Annotated in this window: 20 protein-coding genes and 1 pseudogene; 15 read left to right on the top strand and 6 right to left on the bottom strand. The window is 72.3% G+C overall.

The genetic code is table 11. The annotated features are described in order from the left end of the window. Positions 1-182 precede the first annotated feature (182 nt). The 8 genes from ectA (at position 183) to ehuA (ending at position 6,768) form a co-directional block, all read left to right on the top strand. Positions 183-722, top strand: a complete 540-nt coding sequence (gene ectA / locus AB0881_RS15085; RefSeq protein ID WP_366617379.1) for a diaminobutyrate acetyltransferase — start codon at positions 183-185, stop codon at positions 720-722. A 127-nt stretch (positions 723-849) separates the two neighbouring features. Further along, a complete protein-coding gene (gene ectB / locus AB0881_RS15090; protein ID WP_366617381.1) occupies positions 850-2,112 on the top strand; it encodes a diaminobutyrate--2-oxoglutarate transaminase in 1,263 nt (420 codons plus the stop codon). A 67-nt stretch (positions 2,113-2,179) separates the two neighbouring features. Then, positions 2,180-2,575 (top strand): ectoine synthase, encoded by a 396-nt coding sequence (locus AB0881_RS15095; RefSeq protein WP_366617383.1) that lies wholly within the window; start codon positions 2,180-2,182, stop codon positions 2,573-2,575. Next, a complete protein-coding gene (gene thpD, locus AB0881_RS15100; RefSeq protein ID WP_366617384.1) occupies positions 2,572-3,480 on the top strand; it encodes an ectoine hydroxylase in 909 nt (302 codons plus the stop codon). Before AB0881_RS15095 ends, thpD begins: the two co-directional genes overlap by 4 nt. Before the next feature lie 165 nt (positions 3,481-3,645). After that, the gene (gene ehuB, locus AB0881_RS15105; RefSeq protein ID WP_366617386.1) at positions 3,646-4,539 is read left to right on the top strand and encodes an ectoine/hydroxyectoine ABC transporter substrate-binding protein EhuB; all 894 of its coding nucleotides are present in this window, start codon (positions 3,646-3,648) and stop codon (positions 4,537-4,539) included. Between the two features lie 3 nt (positions 4,540-4,542). Next, a complete protein-coding gene (gene ehuC, locus AB0881_RS15110) occupies positions 4,543-5,250 on the top strand; it encodes an ectoine/hydroxyectoine ABC transporter permease subunit EhuC (protein ID WP_366617387.1) in 708 nt (235 codons plus the stop codon). Further along, on the top strand, positions 5,250-5,903 hold the full coding sequence (ehuD, locus tag AB0881_RS15115) for an ectoine/hydroxyectoine ABC transporter permease subunit EhuD (protein ID WP_366617388.1): 654 nt from the start codon (positions 5,250-5,252) through the stop codon (positions 5,901-5,903). The genes ehuC and ehuD overlap by 1 nt, the downstream gene beginning before the upstream one ends. After that, positions 5,890-6,768, top strand: coding sequence for an ectoine/hydroxyectoine ABC transporter ATP-binding protein EhuA (gene ehuA, locus AB0881_RS15120; RefSeq protein ID WP_366617389.1), 879 nt, complete (start codon positions 5,890-5,892; stop codon positions 6,766-6,768). Before ehuD ends, ehuA begins: the two co-directional genes overlap by 14 nt. A 13-nt stretch (positions 6,769-6,781) precedes the next feature. Here ehuA and AB0881_RS15125 read toward each other — a convergent pair whose 3' ends face one another. Continuing rightward, a complete protein-coding gene (locus AB0881_RS15125; protein ID WP_366617391.1) occupies positions 6,782-8,080 on the bottom strand; it encodes an MFS transporter in 1,299 nt (432 codons plus the stop codon). A 127-nt stretch (positions 8,081-8,207) separates the two neighbouring features. Between AB0881_RS15125 and AB0881_RS15130 the strand changes: the two genes are divergently transcribed. From AB0881_RS15130 to AB0881_RS15140, 3 genes are read left to right on the top strand one after another with little or no spacing between them, the layout of a single operon-like run. Then, a complete protein-coding gene (locus tag AB0881_RS15130) occupies positions 8,208-9,374 on the top strand; it encodes a thiolase family protein (protein WP_366617392.1) in 1,167 nt (388 codons plus the stop codon). A 2-nt stretch (positions 9,375-9,376) separates the two neighbouring features. Further along, a complete protein-coding gene (locus AB0881_RS15135; protein WP_366617394.1) occupies positions 9,377-9,757 on the top strand; it encodes an OB-fold domain-containing protein in 381 nt (126 codons plus the stop codon). A 4-nt stretch (positions 9,758-9,761) separates the two neighbouring features. Beyond that, positions 9,762-10,904 carry a nitronate monooxygenase gene (locus tag AB0881_RS15140; protein ID WP_366617396.1) on the top strand — a complete coding sequence of 381 codons (1,143 nt, stop codon included), beginning with the start codon at positions 9,762-9,764 and terminating at the stop codon, positions 10,902-10,904. Between the two features lie 7 nt (positions 10,905-10,911). On the opposite strand, the gene AB0881_RS15145 is transcribed toward AB0881_RS15140, so the two are convergent. Further along, on the bottom strand, positions 10,912-11,931 hold the full coding sequence (locus AB0881_RS15145) for an SGNH/GDSL hydrolase family protein (protein ID WP_366617439.1): 1,020 nt from the start codon (positions 11,929-11,931) through the stop codon (positions 10,912-10,914). 138 nt (positions 11,932-12,069) lie between these two features. On the opposite strand from AB0881_RS15145, the gene AB0881_RS15150 reads away from it, so the two are divergent. Next, positions 12,070-12,645: a DUF4126 domain-containing protein gene (locus AB0881_RS15150; protein WP_366617440.1), complete on the top strand. Its 576-nt coding sequence runs from the start codon at positions 12,070-12,072 to the stop codon at positions 12,643-12,645. Positions 12,646-12,750: 105 nt separating this feature from the next. Here the strand turns inward: AB0881_RS15150 and AB0881_RS15155 are convergent. Continuing rightward, a pseudogene (locus AB0881_RS15155) lies at positions 12,751-13,155 on the bottom strand (ATP-binding protein); the annotation flags it as partial. Beyond that, positions 13,068-13,325 (bottom strand): hypothetical protein, encoded by a 258-nt coding sequence (locus AB0881_RS15160; protein ID WP_366617397.1) that lies wholly within the window; start codon positions 13,323-13,325, stop codon positions 13,068-13,070. The pseudogene AB0881_RS15155 and the gene AB0881_RS15160, both read right to left, overlap by 88 nt. 155 nt (positions 13,326-13,480) lie before the next feature. Between AB0881_RS15160 and AB0881_RS15165 the strand changes: the two genes are divergently transcribed. After that, the gene (locus AB0881_RS15165; RefSeq protein ID WP_366617399.1) at positions 13,481-14,335 is read left to right on the top strand and encodes a helix-turn-helix transcriptional regulator; all 855 of its coding nucleotides are present in this window, start codon (positions 13,481-13,483) and stop codon (positions 14,333-14,335) included. Then, positions 14,332-14,526 (top strand): DUF397 domain-containing protein, encoded by a 195-nt coding sequence (locus AB0881_RS15170; protein ID WP_366617401.1) that lies wholly within the window; start codon positions 14,332-14,334, stop codon positions 14,524-14,526. Before AB0881_RS15165 ends, AB0881_RS15170 begins: the two co-directional genes overlap by 4 nt. Positions 14,527-14,562: 36 nt before the next feature. On the opposite strand, the gene AB0881_RS15175 is transcribed toward AB0881_RS15170, so the two are convergent. Further along, positions 14,563-15,195, bottom strand: a complete 633-nt coding sequence (locus AB0881_RS15175) for a DedA family protein (protein WP_366617403.1) — start codon at positions 15,193-15,195, stop codon at positions 14,563-14,565. A 95-nt stretch (positions 15,196-15,290) separates the two neighbouring features. Continuing rightward, positions 15,291-15,806: a GNAT family N-acetyltransferase gene (locus AB0881_RS15180; protein WP_366617405.1), complete on the bottom strand. Its 516-nt coding sequence runs from the start codon at positions 15,804-15,806 to the stop codon at positions 15,291-15,293. Between the two features lie 181 nt (positions 15,807-15,987). On the opposite strand from AB0881_RS15180, the gene AB0881_RS15185 reads away from it, so the two are divergent. Next, positions 15,988-19,563: a WD40 repeat domain-containing serine/threonine-protein kinase gene (locus AB0881_RS15185; RefSeq protein WP_366617406.1), complete on the top strand. Its 3,576-nt coding sequence runs from the start codon at positions 15,988-15,990 to the stop codon at positions 19,561-19,563. The last annotated feature ends 56 nt before the right edge of the window (positions 19,564-19,619 follow it).

Genomic DNA, 19,619 nt, shown 5'->3' on the forward strand with positions numbered 1-19,619 from the left:
CCCGTCCCCCCGGTTACCCCTGCGTATCGCAGGGAATGGCGCCCGCCGATCGCGTCCCGCGGCGCCGAAAATGACCCCGAAAATAACAAGCGTATTGTTATACCCGCTGCGGAAAACTCTAAACATCTCGCATATAACATTCCGTAGCGATCAGGGCCCGAACTTGGGTAACTTACCTGGACATGGCAGCGCAACCCCTGCAATCGCCCCCTGACCGATCCGGACACAACTCGGCCATACGGCTGGAGGAACCGCATCTAGAGGACGGGCCGGAGTTGTGGCGGCTCGCACGGGACTCGCGGGTTCTGGACGTGAACTCGCCCTACAGCTACGTGCTCTGGTGCCGGGATTTCGCCGGCACCTCCGTGGTGGCCCGGGACGCCGGAACCGGCCGGCCGTGCGGCTTCATCACCGGCTTCACCCGCCCGGCGGCCCCGGACACGCTGTTCGTCTGGCAGGTCGCCGTCGACGACGACCACCGCGGCCAGGGCCTGGCCCGCCGCATGCTCGACGACCTCGGAGACCGGGTCGCCGCCCGCGGCGGCGGGTACGTGGAGGCCACGGTCACCCCCGACAACACCCCCTCCACCAGGATGTTCGAGTCCTTCGCCCGCAATCGCGGCTGCGCGCTGGAGCGGACCCCGCTGTTCGGCCGCGAGCACTTCCCCGAGGGCCACGAGCCGGAGGCCCTCTTCCGCATCGGCCCCCTGCCGGCGGCCTAGCCCCCGGCTCGGCGGCCGGCACCCCCGTGTCACCACCGCGCCACGCGACGTGCCGTACAGCGTGCCGTACGGCATGCCGCCCGTAGACCACACCGCCCATCCACCCCACCTGCCCGGGAGGCAGACAATGGATGTTTTCGCTCACCTCGAATCCGAAGTCCGCGGCTACTGCAGGGGCTGGCCGACCGTGTTCGACACCGCCCGCGGCAGCACGATGACCGACGAGAGCGGCAAGACCTACCTCGACTTCTTCGCCGGTGCCGGAACGCTGAACTACGGCCATAACAACCCGCAGCTGAAACAGCGGCTCATGGACTACTTCATGAGCGACTCCGTGGTGCACGGCCTCGACATGTACACCGTCGCGAAACGGAAGTTCCTGGAGACGTTCCAGGAGATCGTGCTGAAGCCGCGCGGGCTCGACTACAAGGTCCAGTTCCCCGGCCCCGCCGGAAACCATTCGGTCGAGGCGGCGCTCAAACTGGCCCGGAAATACACCGGCCGGGAGAGCGTCATCAGCTTCACCAACGCCTTCCACGGCATGACGCTCGGCGCGCTGGCGGTCACCGGCAACTCGATGAAGCGCGACGGTGCCGGCGTCCCGCTCGGCCACGGCGTCGCGATGCCGTACGACAACTACCTCGACGGCCGCACCCCCGACTTCCTCCTGCTGGAGACGATGCTCGACGACAGCGGCAGCGGCCTCGACAAGCCCGCCGCCGTGATCGTCGAGACGATCCAGGGCGAGGGCGGCATCAACGTCGCCACCGCCGACTGGCTGCGCGGCCTCGCCGACCTGTGCCGGCGGCACGAGATCCTGCTGATCGTCGACGACGTGCAGATGGGCTGCGGCCGCACCGGCGCGTTCTTCAGCTTCGAAGAGGCCGGGATCACGCCCGACATCGTCTGCCTGTCGAAGTCGCTCAGCGGCTACGGGCTGCCGTTCGCGGTCACGCTCATGCGCCGCGAGCTGGACGTGTGGGAGCCCGGCGAGCACAACGGCACCTTCCGCGGCTTCAACCCGGCGTTCGTCACCGCCACCGCCGCGCTGGAGGACTACTGGACCGGCGAGGGCATGGAGAAGCAGACCCTCGCCAAGGGCGAGCAGGTCGAGCGCGCCCTGAACGAGATCGCGCTGGAGCACGCCGGCGCGGTCGACACCGTCCGCGGCCGCGGCCTGGCCTGGGGCCTGGTCATGCGGGACGCGGACCTGGCCCCGCGGGTCTGCGCCGAGGCGTTCGGCCGCGGCCTGCTCATGGAGACCTCCGGTCCGGAGGGCGAGGTGGTCAAGCTGCTGCCGCCGCTCACCACGACCGCCGAGGAGCTCGCCACGGGGCTGGAGATCATCGCCGAGTCGGTCCGCGCCGTGCGCGCGACGGTGGCGGTCTGACCGCGGCCCCCGCCGCGATCGCGACCGCCGGCCGTACCGGCTCGACCCGAGGAAAGGAACACCAGAAGTGATCGTCCGTTCTCTCAAGGACATCATCGGCACCGAGCGCGACGTGCAGGCCCCGACGTGGTGCAGCCGCCGCTTCGTGCTGGCCGGCGACAAGGTCGGGTTCTCGATGCACGAGACCATCCTGTACGCCGGCACCAGCACCGACATGTGGTACGCGAACCACATCGAGGCGGTGTACTGCGTCGAGGGCGAGGGCGAGCTCGTCAACCGGGAGACGGGCGAGAAGCACCGTATCGAGCCCGGCGTCATGTACCTGCTGAACGAGCATGACCGCCACACCTTCAACGCCAAGACGGACGTGCGCACCGTGTGCGTCTTCAACCCGCCGGTGACAGGCCGGGAGGTGCACGACGAGAACGGTGTCTACCCGCTGATCACTGAGGAGGACGCATGAGCATCATCGAGAGCCATCCGACGATCGACGACGCCTATCCGACCCGGAAGTGCGGCGAGGCGGCCCTGCTGTACCGGCAGGACCCCGTCGTGTACGGCGGCCCCGAGGACGGGCCGATCGACGCCGCGACGCTCGACTCGTTCGACACCAACGGATTCCTCTCGGTGGACCAGCTGCTGCTGCCCGAGGAGGTCGAGGACTACCGCGCCGAGCTGCGCCGCCTGTCCGCCGACCCGGAGGTCCGCCGCGACGAGCGCACCGTGACCGAGCGGGTGTCCGACGAGGTCCGCTCCATCTTCGAGGTCCACAAGATCAGCGAGGTCTTCGCCGAGCTGGTCCGCGACCCCCGCGTCGTCGGCCGGGCCCGGCAGATCCTCGGCTCGGAGGTTTACGTCCACCAGAGCCGGGTGAATTACAAGCCAGGCTTCACCGGCACGGACTTCTACTGGCACTCCGACTTCGAGACCTGGCACGCGGAGGACGGCATGCCGCGCATGCGCGCGGTGAGCATCTCCATCGCGCTCACCGAGAACTTCGTGCACAATGGCGCCCTCATGATCATGCCGGGTTCGCACAAGACGTTCGTGTCGTGCGTCGGCGAGACGCCCGACGACCACTACAAGTCCTCTCTGAAGAACCAGGAGATCGGCACGCCCGATCCCAACAGCCTCTCGATCCTCGCCGACAAGCACGGGATCGAGCTGTTCACGGGCGCCGCCGGGTCCGCCACCATGTTCGACTGCAACTGCATGCACGGCTCGAACGGCAACATCACGCCGTTCCCGCGGTCGAACGTCTTCATCGTGTTCAACAGCGTCGACAACGCCTGTACCGAGCCGTTCTCGGCCTCAGCGCCGCGTCCGTCGTTCATCGGTGCGCGCGATTTCACACCCGTCGGCGCGTAGGGGTCTACCCTGCCGTCCTAACTCAATCGACTCGACTCCGGCCATACTCCGACCATTCGACTCCGACCGTTCCCGATCCCCGCGTCCCCGACCCATCGGGCGCGCGACCGCCGGGGGCCGATTACCGGCCCCCGGCGGTCGCCGCCATTACACAGGAGATCAAAGATGACTTCCTCGAGACGCCACTTCCTGCGTACCGCGACCCTGCTCGCGGGGGCGATCCCGCTCGCCGCGGCCGGCTGCACGACGACCGACCCGGAGGCCGAGAAGGCGGGCGGCGGCACGCTGGCCAAGGCCAAGCAGGAGGGCAAGATCCGGGTGGGCTTCGCCAACGAGGCCCCGTACGGCTTCACCGACAAGTCCGGCAAGCTCACCGGCGAGGCACCGGAGCTGGCGCGGGCCATCTTCAAGGAGCTCGGGATCAACAACGTCGAGGGCGTCCAGGTCGACTTCGGCGGGCTGATCGGCGGGCTGAAGGCCAAGCGGTTCGACGTGATCGCGGCCGGCATGTTCATCAACAAGGAGCGCTGCGCCGAGGTCGCGTTCTCCGACCCGGACTACGTGGCCAAGACCGCGTTCATGGTGCCCAAGGGCAACCCCAAGAAGATCCTGAAGTTCGAGGACGTCACCAAGACCAAGGCCAACATCGGCGTGCTGACGGGAGCGGTGGAGGGCGGCTACGCCGAGAAGCTGGGCGTTCCCAAGGGCCAGATCAAGACCTTCGCGGACCAGCCGAGCGCGTACGAGGGCCTCAAGGCCGAGCGGATCGACGCGATCGCGCTGACCCGCATCTCCCTGGTCGACCTGCTGTCCAAGCACCAGGGCGAGCCGTACGAGGTCACCGAGGCGTTCGTCCCGGTCATCGACGGCAAGGAGCAGTTCGGCGCGGGCGGCTTCGCGTTCCGCAAGGCCGACACCGACCTGCTCAAGGCCTTCAACGACAAGCTCACCGAGTTCAAGCAGCAGAACAAGCTGCTGCCGATCATCCAGCCGTTCGGCTTCAGCCAGGCCGAGCTGCCCGGCGCCGGTGACACGGCGGCGAAGTTCTGCGCGGTCTGACCCGTGGGCGAAGTCCTCGACAGCTACCAGCAGCTGCTCCAGGGCGCGTGGATCACCGTCCAGCTCACGGTGTACGGGAGTGCGCTGGCCCTGGTGCTCGCGCTGGTCTTCGGCCTGGCCGGGACCTCGCGGAACCGTGCCGTGCGCGTTCTCAACCGCGTCTACGTGGAGTTCTTCCGCGGCACGGCCACCCTGGTGCTGATGTACTGGTTCTTCTACGCGCTGCCGCTGATCGGCCTCCGCTTCACCCCGATGGCCGCCGCGGTGCTCGCGCTCGGGCTCAACGTCGGCGCGTACGGCGCCGAGGTCGTCCGGGGCTCGATCAACGCGGTGCCGAAGGCGCAGCACGAGGCCACGATCGCGCTGAACTTCACGCCGGTCCAGCGGATGCGGCGGGTGCTGCTGCCGCAGGCGGTCGCGCTGATGCTGCCGCCGTTCGGCAACCTGCTGATCGAGCTGATGAAGGGCAGCGCGATCGTCTCGCTGATCACCATCGGCGATCTGACGTTCCGGGCCAAGCAGATCCAGTCCTCCACCGGCGAGACGCTGTGGACCTACGTCGCGATCCTGGTGATCTACTTCGTGATCGCGCAGCTGCTGCAGCTGCTGGTGCGGTACGCCGAGCGGCGCGTTGACCGCATGCTCGGCCGCCGGCCCAGCGCCAAGGCGGTACCGGCCACGGCCGGCACCGGGGCGGGGGTGACGGGCTGATGACCTGGGACTGGACCTACACCGGGGAGATCCTGCCCGACCTGCTGAACGGGCTGCGCGTCACGATCGTCGCCACCGTGCTCGGCTACCTGCTCGCGCTGGTGCTCGGCCTGGTGTGGACGCTGCTGCGCCGGTCGCCGATCACGCTGGTCAGCCAGACCACCCGCTGGGTCGTGGAGTTCATCCGCAGCACGCCGCTGCTGGTGCAGCTGTTCTTCATCTTCTACGTGTTCCCCTCGTTCGGGCTCACCCTGGGCCCGCTCACCGCGGGGATCATCGGGCTGGGCCTGCACTACTCGGCCTACACCTCGGAGGTGTACCGGGCCGGGATCGCCGACGTCCCCCGCGGGCAGTGGGAGGCGACGGTCGCGCTCAACCTGCCCAAGAGCCGGGTCTGGCTGGACGTGATCCTGCCGCAGGCCGTCCGCAAGGTCGTGCCGACGCTCGGCAACTACCTCATCGCCATGTTCAAGGACTCGCCGCTGCTGCTGGCGATCAACGTCGCGGAGATGCTGGGCGCCGCGTACCACATCGGCGCGGAGACGCTGAAGTTCCTTGAGCCGATCACGGTCGTGGGACTGCTGTTCGTCGTCGTCAGCGTCGTGTCCTCGATCCTCGTCCGTCGCCTGGAGAGGCGCTATGCCACCTACTGACACCACACCCGAGGACTCCTCGCCCGAGGTCCCCGTCTCCAAGGGGAAGCCGAAGGGCGAGGCCAAGTCCTCCGCCGTACCGCTCAAGAAGGGCGAGAGCACCGCGCCGGGCATCGTCTTCGAGAAGGTCGTCAAGCGGTTCGGGTCGAACGTGGTCCTGCGCGAGCTGGACTTCACGGTCGCCCCGGGCGAGCGGGTGACCCTGATCGGGCCCAGCGGCTCGGGCAAGACCACGATCCTGCGGCTGCTGATGACGCTGGAGAGGCTCAACAGCGGGGTGATCCGGGTCGGCGACCGGCCGCTGTCGCACATGGACAAGGGCGGGAAGCTCGTCCCGGCCAACGAGAAGCACCTGCACGAGATGCGCAAGCAGGTCGGGATGGTGTTCCAGCAGTTCAACCTGTTCCCCAACATGAACGTGCTGCGCAACCTCACCGAAGGGCCCGTGCACGTGCTCGGCAAGTCCAAGGACGAGGCCGCCGAGAAGGCCCGGGAGCTGCTGGACCTGGTCGGGCTGGGCGACAAGGAGAACGCCCATCCGACCCAGCTGTCGGGCGGCCAGCAGCAGCGGGTGGCGATCGCCCGGGCGATGGAGCCCCGGGTGCTGCTGCTGGACGAGGTCACCTCGGCGCTGGACCCCGAGCTCGTCGTCGGCGTCCAGGACCTGCTGCGCGACATCGCCCGCGAGAGCGACCTGACGATCCTGTGCGTGACCCACGAGATGCACTTCGCGAAGGACATCTCCGACCGGGTCCTGATGTTCGACCAGGGGCAGATCGTCGAGGAGGGCCCGCCGGAGCAGATCTTCGGCGAGCCGTCCGAGCAGCGCACGCGCGACTTCCTCCAGGCGGTCCTGGCCTCCTAGGAGGCCCGGCCGGCTAGGAAGCCGCCATGGGACCGCCCGCGCCTCCGTCGCCCCGGGGCGCGGGCGGTCCCACCCGCCCGCGGCGGGCGTCCAGCCAGGCGAGCGGGAGCGCCGCGGCCATCCCGGCGGCGGCCGCGGCGAACGAGACGGAGATGCCGAGGGCGCCGGACAGCAGCCCGATCACGGCCCCGCCCGCGCCGGTGCCGGCGTCGAAGGCGATGTTCCACGCGGCGCTCGCCGAGCCGTGCCCGGCCGGCCCGGAGCGCTGGAACATCACCACCAGCGTGTCGTTCTGGACCAGGCCGAATCCCAGGCCGTAGAGCGTCGCCGCGGCGACCGCGGTGACCGCCGCGCCGGTGCCGTCCGCGGCGGCCGCCGCCGCCAGCCCCGCCATCCCCAGCCCGCCGGCGACGACACCGGGCCCGGCCAGCCGCCCGGCGCCCGCGCGGTCGCTCCACACGCCCGCCGTCCACCGCCCGGCGATGATCGCCGCCGACAGCGCGAGCAGCGCGACCGCCGCCGTGGCGGCGTCCAGGGCGAGCGGCAGGAACGAGGCGACGCCGCCGAACGCGCAGGAGGAGACGAACAGCGACGTCCAGGGCCCGGCGTACCGGCGCGCCGCCCGCCTCGCGCTCCGCGCGGACGGCGCCGTCCGGGGGCCGCGCGGGCGCGGTGTGCGGTCCGGGGCCAGGGCCGGGTGGCGGGACATCGCCGCGGCCAGCGGGACGGCGAGGACGCTGACGATCCCGGCCGCCACGAAGACCGGGACGAAGCCGTACCGTCCGGCCGCCCACAGGCCCGCCGGGAGCACCAGCACCTGCGGCAGGCCGATGGTCAGGCCGTACAGGCCGAGGGCGCGGCCGCGGCGGTCGGGCGCGACGAGCGCCGCCACCAGCGCCGCGCCCGCGACCGTGACGATCCCGAAGCCCGCGCCGCGTACCGCCGACACGGCCAGCACCCACGGCAGCGCGGCCGACGCGGCGTACCCGAACGCCGGCACGCCCAGCAGCAACGCCCCGGCGACCAGCAGCGGGCGCGCGCCGAACCGGCGGGTCAGCCGCCCCATCCCGAGCTGGACGAGGACGGTGGCGGCCATGAACGTCGCGGTCGCCGCGCCCGCGCCGCCGTGGCCGGCGCCGCCGCCGACCGAGAACAGCGGCACCACCGACAGCAGGACGGCGTGGTTGGAGAACATCCCGAGCGTGCCGGCCAGCAGGAGCAGGAAGTCGCGTCCCGCCAGCCCGGAGGCGGGGGCGGCCGGCGCCGGCCGGTCGTCGCGGGACGCGGGGGCGGGCCTGTCACTGGATGTCACACGATCGTTGCTACAGCACCGGCGACAACATGTCCAAACGAGCACTTCATACCTGTCGATGTTAAATAGAACGTCATTCGGTACGGTGGCGGTGGGCAACGACACGAAGGAGGCACGGCGGTGACCCATGGTTGACGGCACGGCCATCGCGGGACTCGGCATGACCGAGCTGGGCAAGGTGTACGGGCGCAGCCCCCGGCGGCTGGCGGCCGACGCGGTACGGCTCGCGGTCGCCGACGCCGGACTCGCGCTCGGCGACCTGGACGGGCTGCTCGTCAGCCACGGCCTCGGCGGCTCCCCCGGCATCGAGGTCGCCGACACGCTCGGCCTGCGCGACCTGCGCCTGCTCAGTCAGATGAACTCCTACGGCGCCACCGCGGGCGCCATGGTCTCCTACGCCGCGATGTCCGTCCTCAGCGGCGCCGCCACCACCGTGGCCTGCGTCTTCTCCGACGCCCCGCTCAAACCGAAGCAGTCCTCGGGCTCGGCGTACCACCGCGACGCCCGCGAATGGTACGGCTTCGGCGGCATGACCGCCGCGCTCGGCCTGCGCAGCGTCAACGCGTTCTACGCCCTCGCCGCCCAGCGGCACATGAACCGGTACGGCACCACCGGCGAGCAGCTCGGCGCCATCGCGGTCAGCACCCGCGACTGGGCCACCCGCAATCCCCTCGCCCAGATGCGCGACCCGATCACGCTCGCCGACCACCAGGCGTCCCGCTGGGTCGCCGAACCGCTCCACCTGCTCGACTGCTGCCTGGTCTCCAACGGCGCCATCGCGGTCGTCATCACCTCCGCCGACCGCGCCCGCGACCTCGCCCGGCCGCCCGTCCACCTGTGGGGCTGGGGCCAGGGCCACCCCGGGCACCGCAAGGAGCGCGGCAGCGAGTTCGGCCTCACCACCGGCGCGCTCACCTCCGGGCCCATCGCGATGAAGATGGCCGGCGTCACCCCCGCCGACATCAGCCAGGCCCAGCTGTACGACTGCTACACCTACACCGTCCTGGTCACGCTGGAGGACTACGGCTTCTGCGCCAAGGGCGAGGGCGGCCCGTTCGCCGCGTCCGGCGCCCTCGGCCCCGGCGGCGCCCTCCCCACCAACACCGGCGGCGGGCAGCTGTCGGCGTACTACATGTGGGGCATGACACCGCTGTCGGAGGCCGTCATCCAGGCCCGCGGCGACGGCGGCGACCGCCAGGCCGACCGCAACGACGTCATCCTCGTCAGCGGCAACGGCGGCATCCTCGACCACCACTCCACGATGATCGTCAGCCCGCACCCGAAGGGGGCCTGAGCATGGAGATCGGCATCCTGCGCCGCGACGGCCGCACCGACCCGTTCTTCGACGGCACCGCCGCGGACAAGCTGGTCGTCCGGCGCTGCGAGCCCTGCGACCGCTGGTACGCGCCCGACCAGACCGCCTGCCCCGAATGCGGCAGCGAGGACCTCACCTGGGCCGACGCCGAAGGCACCGCCACCCTCATCACATGGACCGTCGCCCACGCCCGCACCGGCGAGCCCGCCACCCTCGCCCTCGTCGAACTGGCCGAAGGACCCTGGCTGCACGCCCGGCTGGACGGCCTCGACACCGCCGGCCTGCGCGAGGGCCTCCCCCTCCGCGCCACGTTCGTCCACCCGGACGAGGGCGAGTCCTACGTGCTGTTCAAGGGAGCCTGAAGCCATGCGAACCGACATCTGCGACATGTTCGGCATCGAGTTCCCGCTGCTGGCGTTCAGCCACTGCCGCGACGTCGTCGCCGCCGTCACCAACGCCGGCGGCATGGGCGTCCTCGGCGCCGTCGCCTACTCCCCCGAACGCCTCGAAGAGGAACTGCGCTGGATCGACGACCACGTCGGCGGCCGCCCGTACGGCGTCGACGTCCTCGTCCCCGGCAAGATCGACGAGTCCGCCGAGCGCGCCGGCCGCGAGGGGGGCGGCCTCGACACCATGCTCGCCGCCGTCCCCGCCGAGCACTGGACGTTCCTCCAGAGCCTCTTCGAGAAGTACGACATCCCGCCGCCGGACCTGGACCGCGCCCGCAAGAGCCGCTCCCGCGGCGGCATGCAGGTCACCAAGGAGGGCGCCACCGAGCTGATCGAGGTGTCGCTGGCGCACCCGATCCGCCTGATCGCCAGCGCCCTCGGCACCCCGCCGCCGCTCATGGTCGACAAGGCCAAGTCCGCCGGCGTCCCCGTCGCCGCCCTCGTCGGCACCGCCGAGCACGCCCGCCGCCAGGTCGCCGCCGGAGTCGACCTGATCGTCGCCCAGGGCGGCGAGGCCGGCGGCCACACCGGCGAGATCTCCACCATGGTCCTGGTCCCCGAGGTCGTCGACACCGTCGCCCCCGTCCCCGTACTGGCCGCCGGCGGCATCGGCACCGGCCGCCAGATGGCCGCCGCCCTCGCCCTCGGCGCCTCCGGCGTCTGGTGCGGCTCGGTCTGGCTCACCACCGAGGAGGCCGAGACCCCGCCGCCCGTCAAGGAGAAGCTGCTCGCCGCAACGTCGCGCGACACCGTCCGGTCCCGCTCCCGGACCGGCAAGCCCGCCCGCCAGCTCCGCTCCGCCTGGACCGACGAGTGGGACGGCCCGGACAGCCCCGGCCCGCTCGGCATGCCGCTCCAGATGATCATCGCGCACGGCGCCATGGCCCAGATCGACAAGATCGCCCAGTCCGGCAACCCCGGCGCCCGGCAGCTCGCCAACTACTACGTCGGCCAGGTCGTCGGCCAGATGAACACCGTCAAGCCGGCCCGCCAGGTCGTCTACGACATGGTCGAGGAGTTCGCCGACGCCCTCGACCGCCTCAACACCATCTCCCAGTGAGAGCGGCTCAGTAGAACTGGTTGAGGGGGCGGCCCGGGCCCTTGCGGATCTGGTCGGTGAACAGGCGGGCCAGCGCCTCGTGGCCGCGGACCGTCGGGTGGAAGCTGCGCGGCTCGGCCGCCAGCTGCGACACGCTCACCGCCAGGCCGTTCATGTACGGGTCCGGGCTGCCCACCTCATGCCCGGCGAACGCGCTGTAGGCGTCGACGAACTCGACGCTGCCCGCACCGCCGGTCGCCGCGACGCGCTGGTCGGCCTCGGCCACCGTCTGCCGGATGAGCTCGTTCAGCTCCCGGTGCCGCGCGTTCAGCCACTGCTGGTCGGCGACGCTGATGTTGTCGCCGCCCGCGCCGTCGGTCTCGGAGAACGCCCGCGGGTACCCCATCACGATCAGGCGCGCCTTCGGCGCCTTCTCGGCGATCTTCCGGTAGAGGTCGGGGAGCGTGGTGCGCAGCTCTGCCATCCGCTGGGCGACGTCCCCGCCCTGCTCCGAGCAGCTCTTGCTCCACGGCAGCTTGACCACGCAGCCCGCCAGGATCTTGGAGAAGCCCACGTCGTTGCCGCCCACGCTGATCGTGATCAGGGTGGTGTTCGCGTCGATGCGGGTCAGCTGGGACGGCTCGCCGGACTTGCCGGTCTGCACCGTCCGCGTGGTCGCCCCCGAGCACGCCCAGAACGCCGTGGCCTTGAACGGGTAGGCCTTGGCGACCTGGTGGTAGTACGCCTTGGACGTCCGCTGGCAGCGGGCCAGCGGGTTGTGGTCGGCGGCGGTCGCCTCGGCGCCCAGGCCCGACGAGTACGAGTCGCCCAGCGCCACGTACGCTCCCCCGGTGGCCGCCTCGATCGGGCTGATCGGCTGGCGCTCGCGCGTCCTCGCCGGGTCGGCGTGCGCCGCCTTCACCGGCTCGGGGCAGCCGATCCCGAAGACCTCGCACCGCACCGCCGGCAGCGCCACCAGCGGAGTGATCGCGACCAGGAGCAGCCCGACCAGGATCGCGACGGACCGGCCGCGTGCACCGATGCGCATCCGTTGCCTCCCCTCGCCCTGTCCAGACGCCTCCGGCGCCTCGCGGGTTCCCGCCTTTACATTGTAGATTATTAAGAACCGCACCCGGCGGGCCCGCCGGTGGTGGATCCTGGAGCGACACGCTAGTCCGGGAGGGCCATGCTCGCCGCACTGACCGGCCTCGGCCTGTCGGCCGCGGCCGGCCTGAACGCCTACATCCCCCTCCTGGTGGTCGGCCTCCTCGACCGCCACACCGACCTCGTCCGGCTGCCCGCCGAGTTCGGCTGGCTCGCCGACGGCCGCACGCTGGCCCTGCTCGCCGTCCTGCTGGCCGCCGAGATCGTCCTGGACAAGATCCCCGCCGTCGACACCGTCAACGACGCGATCCAGACCGCGATCCGCCCCGCCTCCGGCGGCGCCGCGTTCGCCGCCACCGAGGCCGCCGCCCGCCTGGAGGAGCAGACCCCGTGGCTCGGCTGGATCGCCGGCATCGCGGTCGCCCTGCTGTTCCACCTCGCCAAGGCGTCCGTGCGCCCGGTCGTCAACGCCGGAACGCTCGGCACCGGCGCGCCCGTGGCCAGCACGGTCGAGGACGCCATCTCCCTCGGCATGAGCCTGCTCGCCGTACTGGCGCCGCTGGTCGCGCTGGCGGGGCTGGCCGTGCTGGCGTACGCCGCGTACCGGCTGCTGCGGCTCCGCCGCCGCCTCCGGAGGCGCCGAGCGGCACCCACCTGACCGCCCTTCACTCCGGGCGGGCCTCACGCGGGACGACTGGACGAAACGCATCCACACCACGCACCGGCCGCCCTCCACACGCACGCCCCAGCCCGAGGCGAGCGCATCAATGATCCGCATGCCCCGCCCGTCCTCGCCCATCGGGTCGTCCCGCAGCCGGGGCCGCGCGCCCCCAGCCCCGTCGTCACCCACTTCCGCGACCAGCGCCCCGCCCGCCACCGCGAGACGGACGGACACCCGCCCGCCCCGCCCCGAAGCGGTGTGCTCCACCGCGTTGGTGAACGCCTCGTTCACGCACGTGCGGACGTCATCGAGCAGGGGATGCCCCTCCCCCAGCACGTCCCGTACGAACGCCCGGGCCTCCACGGCCGAACGCTCCAGGCCCGGCAGCGTCACGCACAGGGCCCCGTCCAGCGTCGCGCTCACGCGCCGGCCCCCGCCGCGATCCGCAGCGCCGCCTCGTCCAGCCGGGCCGCGTTCAGCTCCGCCCGCCGCCACAGCAGCAGCCATGCCCGGCCGCGCTCGACGGCGAGGACCGGCTCCCATCGCGCGTTCCCGCACCGTACGAACAGCACCGGCTGCGTCCCTTGCGGGAAGTCCAGCCGGCAGCTCAGCGAGACCGTCCACAACCGCCACGCCAGCCCCGCCAGGAGCGAATACCGCATCTCACTCGGCGCCATCAGATCCCCTTCCACCGGACCGTCACGCACCCAGATTCATCGCACTGCGCGGCCCCCACCAGGCATTCGACATGCCTCGCGACGTCCAGCCACTGGATTTTGAGTCTCCAGCGGATCCCATCTCCTCCAGCTACTAAGCGTGACAGTATGAACACATGCCGGAAGACCCCCCGTCATCCGCTCGCCTCCGCCGGATAGGCCGAGCACTTCGCCAAGTACGCGAAGACTCGGGCTATACCCTCCAGGCAGCGGGCCGCCGCCTCGAACGCTCGGGCTCCTCACTGAGCCTGATCGAGAACGGCCTGCAGTCACTGCGCCTCCGCGACCTCGGGTTCATCCTCGATGCCTATGGCGTTGACGCGAACCTGCACAAAGCCCTGATGACGCTCGCCGAACAAGAGCACCGGTCAGGGTGGTGGTGCGCCTTCAAGGACATCGCATCCCGCTCCGACTGCGACTACGCCTCGTTGGAGCGCGACGCCTCGGCCCTGGACGCGATCGAGACCGGCTTCATCCCCGGACTCCTTCAGATCGAGGACTACGCACTCGCCATCATGCGAGCGCACGTCCCCGAGATCCCGCCCGAACGCGCGGACCGGTTCGTCGCGTTCCGGATGGCCCGTCAGCGCATACTTGACCAGCCCGACCCACCCAAGATCCGGCTCGTGCTGGATGAGGCCGCCTTGCGTCGAGCACGGGGCGGGCCTGCGGTCATGCGGGCGCAGCTCCAACGGCTGGTCAACGAGTCGGAACGGGAGCGACTGTCCATTCAGGTCCTCCCGTTCGCCTCGACCGCCGACCCGGGCGTCAACGAATCCTTCTGGCTGCTGGACATCGGAGATCCCAGTGTGCTGAGCACGGTGCTGATCACCTATCTCACGGGACGCCTGATGCTCGACGACTCCACAAGCGTCGAACGCTACCGGAACGCCTTCCGCCGAATACGAATGGCGGCCCTCAGCGAAACGCGCTCCCGGGACCTGATCCAGCGAATAATGTCGGACGCATGAGCGGACCAGAACTGTCCAATGCCGCCTGGCGCACCAGCACTCACAGCCAAGCGCAGACTTCGGAGTGCGTCGAAGTCGCACAATGGAAGGCCCGCGTGGCCGTACGAGACTCCAAGAACCCGGACGGGCCCGTCCTCGCCCTCCACGCGGCCACCTGGCGCTCGTTGCTACAGGATCTCAAGAACCACTGACCACGGCCTCCGGTGGGCTGCGGGATGCTCGGCGCATCACTCATCGGCGGGCACTCCGGAACGGCGCCGCCTCCTCCGGAGCACCGCCACCGCGGCGGCCGCGCAGGCCGCGGCCGCGAAGACCGCGAGGCCGCCCCGGCCCACCAGCGCCTCGATGCGCTCCGCCGACGCGCCGGCGAACGCGCCGATCCCCACGTACACGGCCGCCCACACCAGCGAACCGGCCAGCGAGGCGGGCAGGAAGCGCGCGTACGGGACCCCGGCGGCCCCGGCGGCGGCGGGCGTGAGCGTGCGCACCACCGGCACCAGGCGGGTGAGCAGCACCGCGGCGGCGCCGCGCCGGCGCAGCACCGCCATCGCCCGGTCCCAGTGCCGCTGCCCGGCCTTGCGCACGATCCGCGTCCGGCCCATGGCCTCCCCGTACCGGCGCCCGATCAGGTAGCCGACATGGTCGCCCGCCGTCACGCCCAGCCCGACCGCGAGCAGCATCGCCGCGAACCGGACCGGCTCCGCCGCCGACGCGCCCAGCACCAGCACCGCCGTCTCGCCGGGAACGAGCGTTCCAATCCCGAGCCCCGACTCGGCGAACGCCAGCAGCCACGCGACCGCCAGCAGTGGCGCGAGCGAAAGATCCCCCAATGTCCGGACGGTCTCCGCGACCCATTCCATTCCGCACCCTCGCACGACCTCGTCGTGCCGCCCCGGGCCAGCCTAGCCGCAAGATCACTCGTCCTCGGCCGTCCGGAACGCGGTGCCGATCACACCTACGCGTCGCCGCCCTGGCCGAGGGGCGCCCACATGACGACGCGCGGCCCCAGGTCGTGCAGGCCGGCCGCGACCTCGTCGTCCCAGTGGCCGCGCAGGCCCGGTCCCCAGCGCTCCGCGGGCAGGACCTCGAAGCCGTGCTTCGCGTACCAGGGCGCGTTCCACGGGACGTCCTGGAAGGTCAGCAGCGAGACCCCGGGCGCCCCGGCGCGCCGGGCCCGTTCCAGCACCTCGCGCAGCAGCAGCGCGCCGATCCCCTGCCGCACCCGGTCCGCGTGCACGGCGATCTGCTCCAGGTGGACGGCCCCGTCCAGCTCCTGCACGGCCGCGAACCCCAGCGGCGGGTCCCCCGCCACCACGATCTCGCCGCCGCCCTTCTCGATCATCGTCTCGATCACCGTCGGCCCGGCCGGGAACTCGATCCCCAGCGGGCCGAACATCCCGTCCGCGCTCTCCTCGATCGCGACCAGAAGCGGCAGATCGACCGGACGTGCCGTACGAGGCGCCAGTTCCATCCCGCGATCGTAAGGCCGGACCGCCCGCACCGCCTCACCAATGGATCCGCGTGCGCGGGCCACTGGGGCGGCTGCCCGGGACGGGGCCGGATGTGGCCCCGTCCCGGTGGTGCTCGAACATCGCGGTACCGGGTCGCGTCATCCAGAGACGATCATGTCTGTCAAGCTCCAGGAGGCGGCCGTGGCCCCAGTCCCCCTGACACCCGGCGAGCCCGCGCGGCTCGGTGACTACTGGCTCGCCGGCCGGCTGGGCGCGGGCGGGCAGGGAGTGGTCTACGAGGCGTACGGCCCGGACGGGACGCGCGTCGCGGTCAAGGCCCTGCACGGCGACTACTCGCTCCGGCAGCGCCACCTGCTCGCCCGCGAGGTGGAGGCGGTCCGGCGCGTCTCGCAGTTCTGCACGGCGCGGGTGCTGGCCGCCGACCTGGAGTCGGCGCCCCCGTACGTCGTCAGCGAGTACGTCGCCGGCCCCACCCTCCAGCAGGCGGTCGAGGAGGGCGGCGCGCACGCGCCCGACGAGCTGTACCGGCTGGCGGTCGGGATCGCGACCGCGCTCACGACCATCCACCGGGCGGGCGTCGTCCACCGCGACCTCAAGCCGGCGAACGTGCTGCTCGGGCCGGACGGGCCGCGCGTCATCGACTTCGGGATCGCCCGCCACGAGGACATGTCGCAGAGCGCGACCGGCGTCAAGGGCACGCCCCGGTACATGGCGCCGGAGGTGTTCCGGGGCCGGGACCCGGGGCCCGCCGTCGACGTGTGGGCGTGGGGCGCGACGATCCTGTTCGCCGCGTCCGGGCACGCCCCGTTCGCCGGCGACACGCTGCCCTCGCTGATGCACGCGGTGACGACCACCGAACCGGACACCTCCGCGGTGCCCGAGCGGCTCCGCCCCATCGTCGCGGCGGCACTGGCCAAGGACCCCGGGCGGCGGCCGGACGCGCCGCGGCTGCTGCTGGACCTTCTCGGCGGGGCACCGGACGCCGATCTGCTGCGGCAGGGCGAGCGGGCGGCCGCCGCCGGGCGCACGCCGCGGGCCGCCGCGCCCACGCTGGGCGAGCGCGCCGAGGCGATCTTCGAGGGGCTGGACCCGGCGGCGCGGCAGGCGGTGCCGCAGGTGCTGCTCCGGATGGTGGCGGCGGGCGACGAGCTCGTCCGGCCGGCGGCGCGCGAGGAGTTCGACGACGGGCGCACGCCGGCCGAGGTGATCGACTCCGTGCTGGGGGCGTTCGGCCGGGCCGGGCTGCTCACCTGGGACGGGCGGCACCTCACCCTCGCCACCGCGGCGCTGCTGCGCGCCTGGCCGCGCCTGCGGGACTGGGCGGACGCGGAACGTTCAGGCCTGGCCGAGCACCAGGAACTGGTCGCCGGCATCCGGCTGTGGGACGGCCACGGCCGCAAGACCGGCGACCTCTTCCAGGGGACCCGGCTGGACCGCGCGCTGAGCTGGGCCGTCAGCGGCCGCCGCCACCTGGCGGTCAACGTGCTGGAGCAGGCGTTCCTGGACGCCGGCCGCGCCGCCGCCCGCCGCCGGTCGACGCTGCGCACCGCGGTCTCCGGCGTCCTGGCCGTGCTGCTCGTCCTGACGATCAGCGCGGGCGGGCTCGTCTTCCAGCAGGGCCGTACCGTGGCCGACCAGCGCGACGAGGCGGAGGCCCGGCGGCTGGCGGCCCTGGCCGTGGCCATGCGCCGCAACGACCCGCGCACCGCCCGGCGGCTCGCCGTCGCGGCCGCCGCCCTGGCCGACACCCGGGAGACGCGGGAGACGCTGGTCGCGCTGCGCTACCAGTGGGAGAGCGACATGTTCGCCCCGCCGGGCGTGAGCACGACGCATCTGCGGGAGCCGTCGCCGGACGGCCGCGTCCTGGCGGTGGCGGACCCGGCGCCGGGCGACGAGGAGGCCGGCGCCTCGGTCACCGTCTGGGACGTCGGCGCCCGCAGGAGGCTGCACGCCTTCCCGGTGCCGGGCCCGCGGATCCGCGACGTGGCGGTCACCGACGACGCCCGCACCCTGATCACGTGGACGAACGACGGCGTCGCGCACGTCTGGGACACCGCGACCGGGAAGGAGCGCGGCCGCCTGCCCGCCGGCGAGGGCCTGGAGACGGTCTTCCACGGCATCGACCTCAACCCGTCCGGCACCCTCCTCCTGGTGAACGGCCGCGAGACCCGCACCGCCTGGGACCTGCGGACGCTCAGGCAGGTCCCGCTGGGCGGGCGGCGCGAGCAGGACGGCCTGGAGACGCTCTCCGCCACCGCCGACGGCCGGACGATCGCGAGCGTCACCGCGAAGGGCGGGGTGGCCCTCGCCCGCACGCCCGGAGCCGCCGCCCGGCTCCCCCGCCTCGAAGCCGAGCTCAAGGGACGCTACGCGGGCACGCAGAAGCTGATCGCCGACGGCGCGCTGCTCGCGGTGGTGCGCTCCGGCGGTGCGGGAAGGCCCGCCGAGATCGTGGTCTGGGACGTGCGCGCCGACGCGCCGTTCGCCGTGCTCGGACCCGCGGTGTCCAACGCCGCGGTGGCCTTCAGCCGGGACGGCCGCTTCCTCGCGCAGGGCCGCACCATGTGGCGCCTCGAACGCCAAGGCCCCGGCATGACGCGGGCCCTGCCGCCGGTCGTCCGGTACGCCTCCGGAAGCGGCTGCTCCCAGACCCGCTTCGTCGGCGACCGCACGCTGCGCTGCGTCGAGCCGACGACCGGCCAGGTGGCCTCGCTCGACGTCGGGCCGTTCCTGGGCGCCCGGACGATCCAGCACGGCGGCATGTCCCTGGAGGCGGCGATCTCCGCGGACGCCTCCGCGATGGCCTACGTCCAGGGCCGCCAGGTGCGCTTCTGGGACGTCCGCCGGCAGCGCCCCGCCGGCGGGGCGCTCGGCCTCCCCCGCGACATCCTGTCCACCGGCGAGAACACCGGCCTCGCCCTCAGCCCGGACGGCCGCAGGCTCGCCGTGCGGATCGACCCCCGCACGATCACCATCGCCGACGCCCGCAAGGGCACGGCCCTGCGCACGATCGTCCTGCCGCACCTCGACGAGGACGTCAGGCTCATGGCCCTGTCACCGGACGGCGCCGGCCTGGCCCTGCTGGTCAAGCGCGGCCCCGCGCAGGAGCTCCGGTTCTGGGACCTGCGGACGTTCAAGCGGATCCGCTCGGTGCCGGCCGCGCCCAGCACGCACAGCAGGCGCCTCCTCTTCCGCGCCGACGGCAAGGCGGTCCTCGCCGACGGCAGGTCCGGCCTGGTGGAGTACCCGTCCGGCAGGGTCCTCGCCCGGACCAACGACCAGGCGCTCGGCACGCCCCTCGCCCTCGCGCCGGACGGGCGCACGATCGCCGCGGCCGAAGGCGCCGAGGACGACCAGAAGGTGCTCCTCGCGGACGGCGGGACGCTGCGCTCCAACGGCCTGGTCCTGCGCGGCCACGGCCGCTACGTCCGGGCCGCGGCGTTCTCGCCCGACGGGAGGCTCCTGGCCACCGGCGACGCGGGCGGCACGATCCGCCTGTGGGAGGTCCGCTCCGGCCGCTTCTACGCGGTCGCCCTGACCGGCCACCAGTCCGAGATCCGCGCCCTCGCCTTCTCCCCGGACGGCGGCGCCCTCCAGAGCGTCGCCGACGCCGGCACCGTCATCACCCACGACCTCTCCCCCGCCCGCAACATCGCCGCCGTGTGCGAGAGCACCGGCGGCGGCCTGACCGAGCGGGAGTGGCGGCACCACCTGCCGTCCCTCGACCACCGCGACACCTGCGCCCCCGGGCAGTGAGCGGCGGGCGCCGCCCCGGCCCTTCGCGGCGGGCGCTCCGGCCGTTCGCGGCGGGC

The sequence above is a fragment of the Spirillospora sp. NPDC029432 genome, assembly GCF_040703975.1.
Lineage (GTDB): Bacteria > Actinomycetota > Actinomycetes > Streptosporangiales > Streptosporangiaceae > Spirillospora.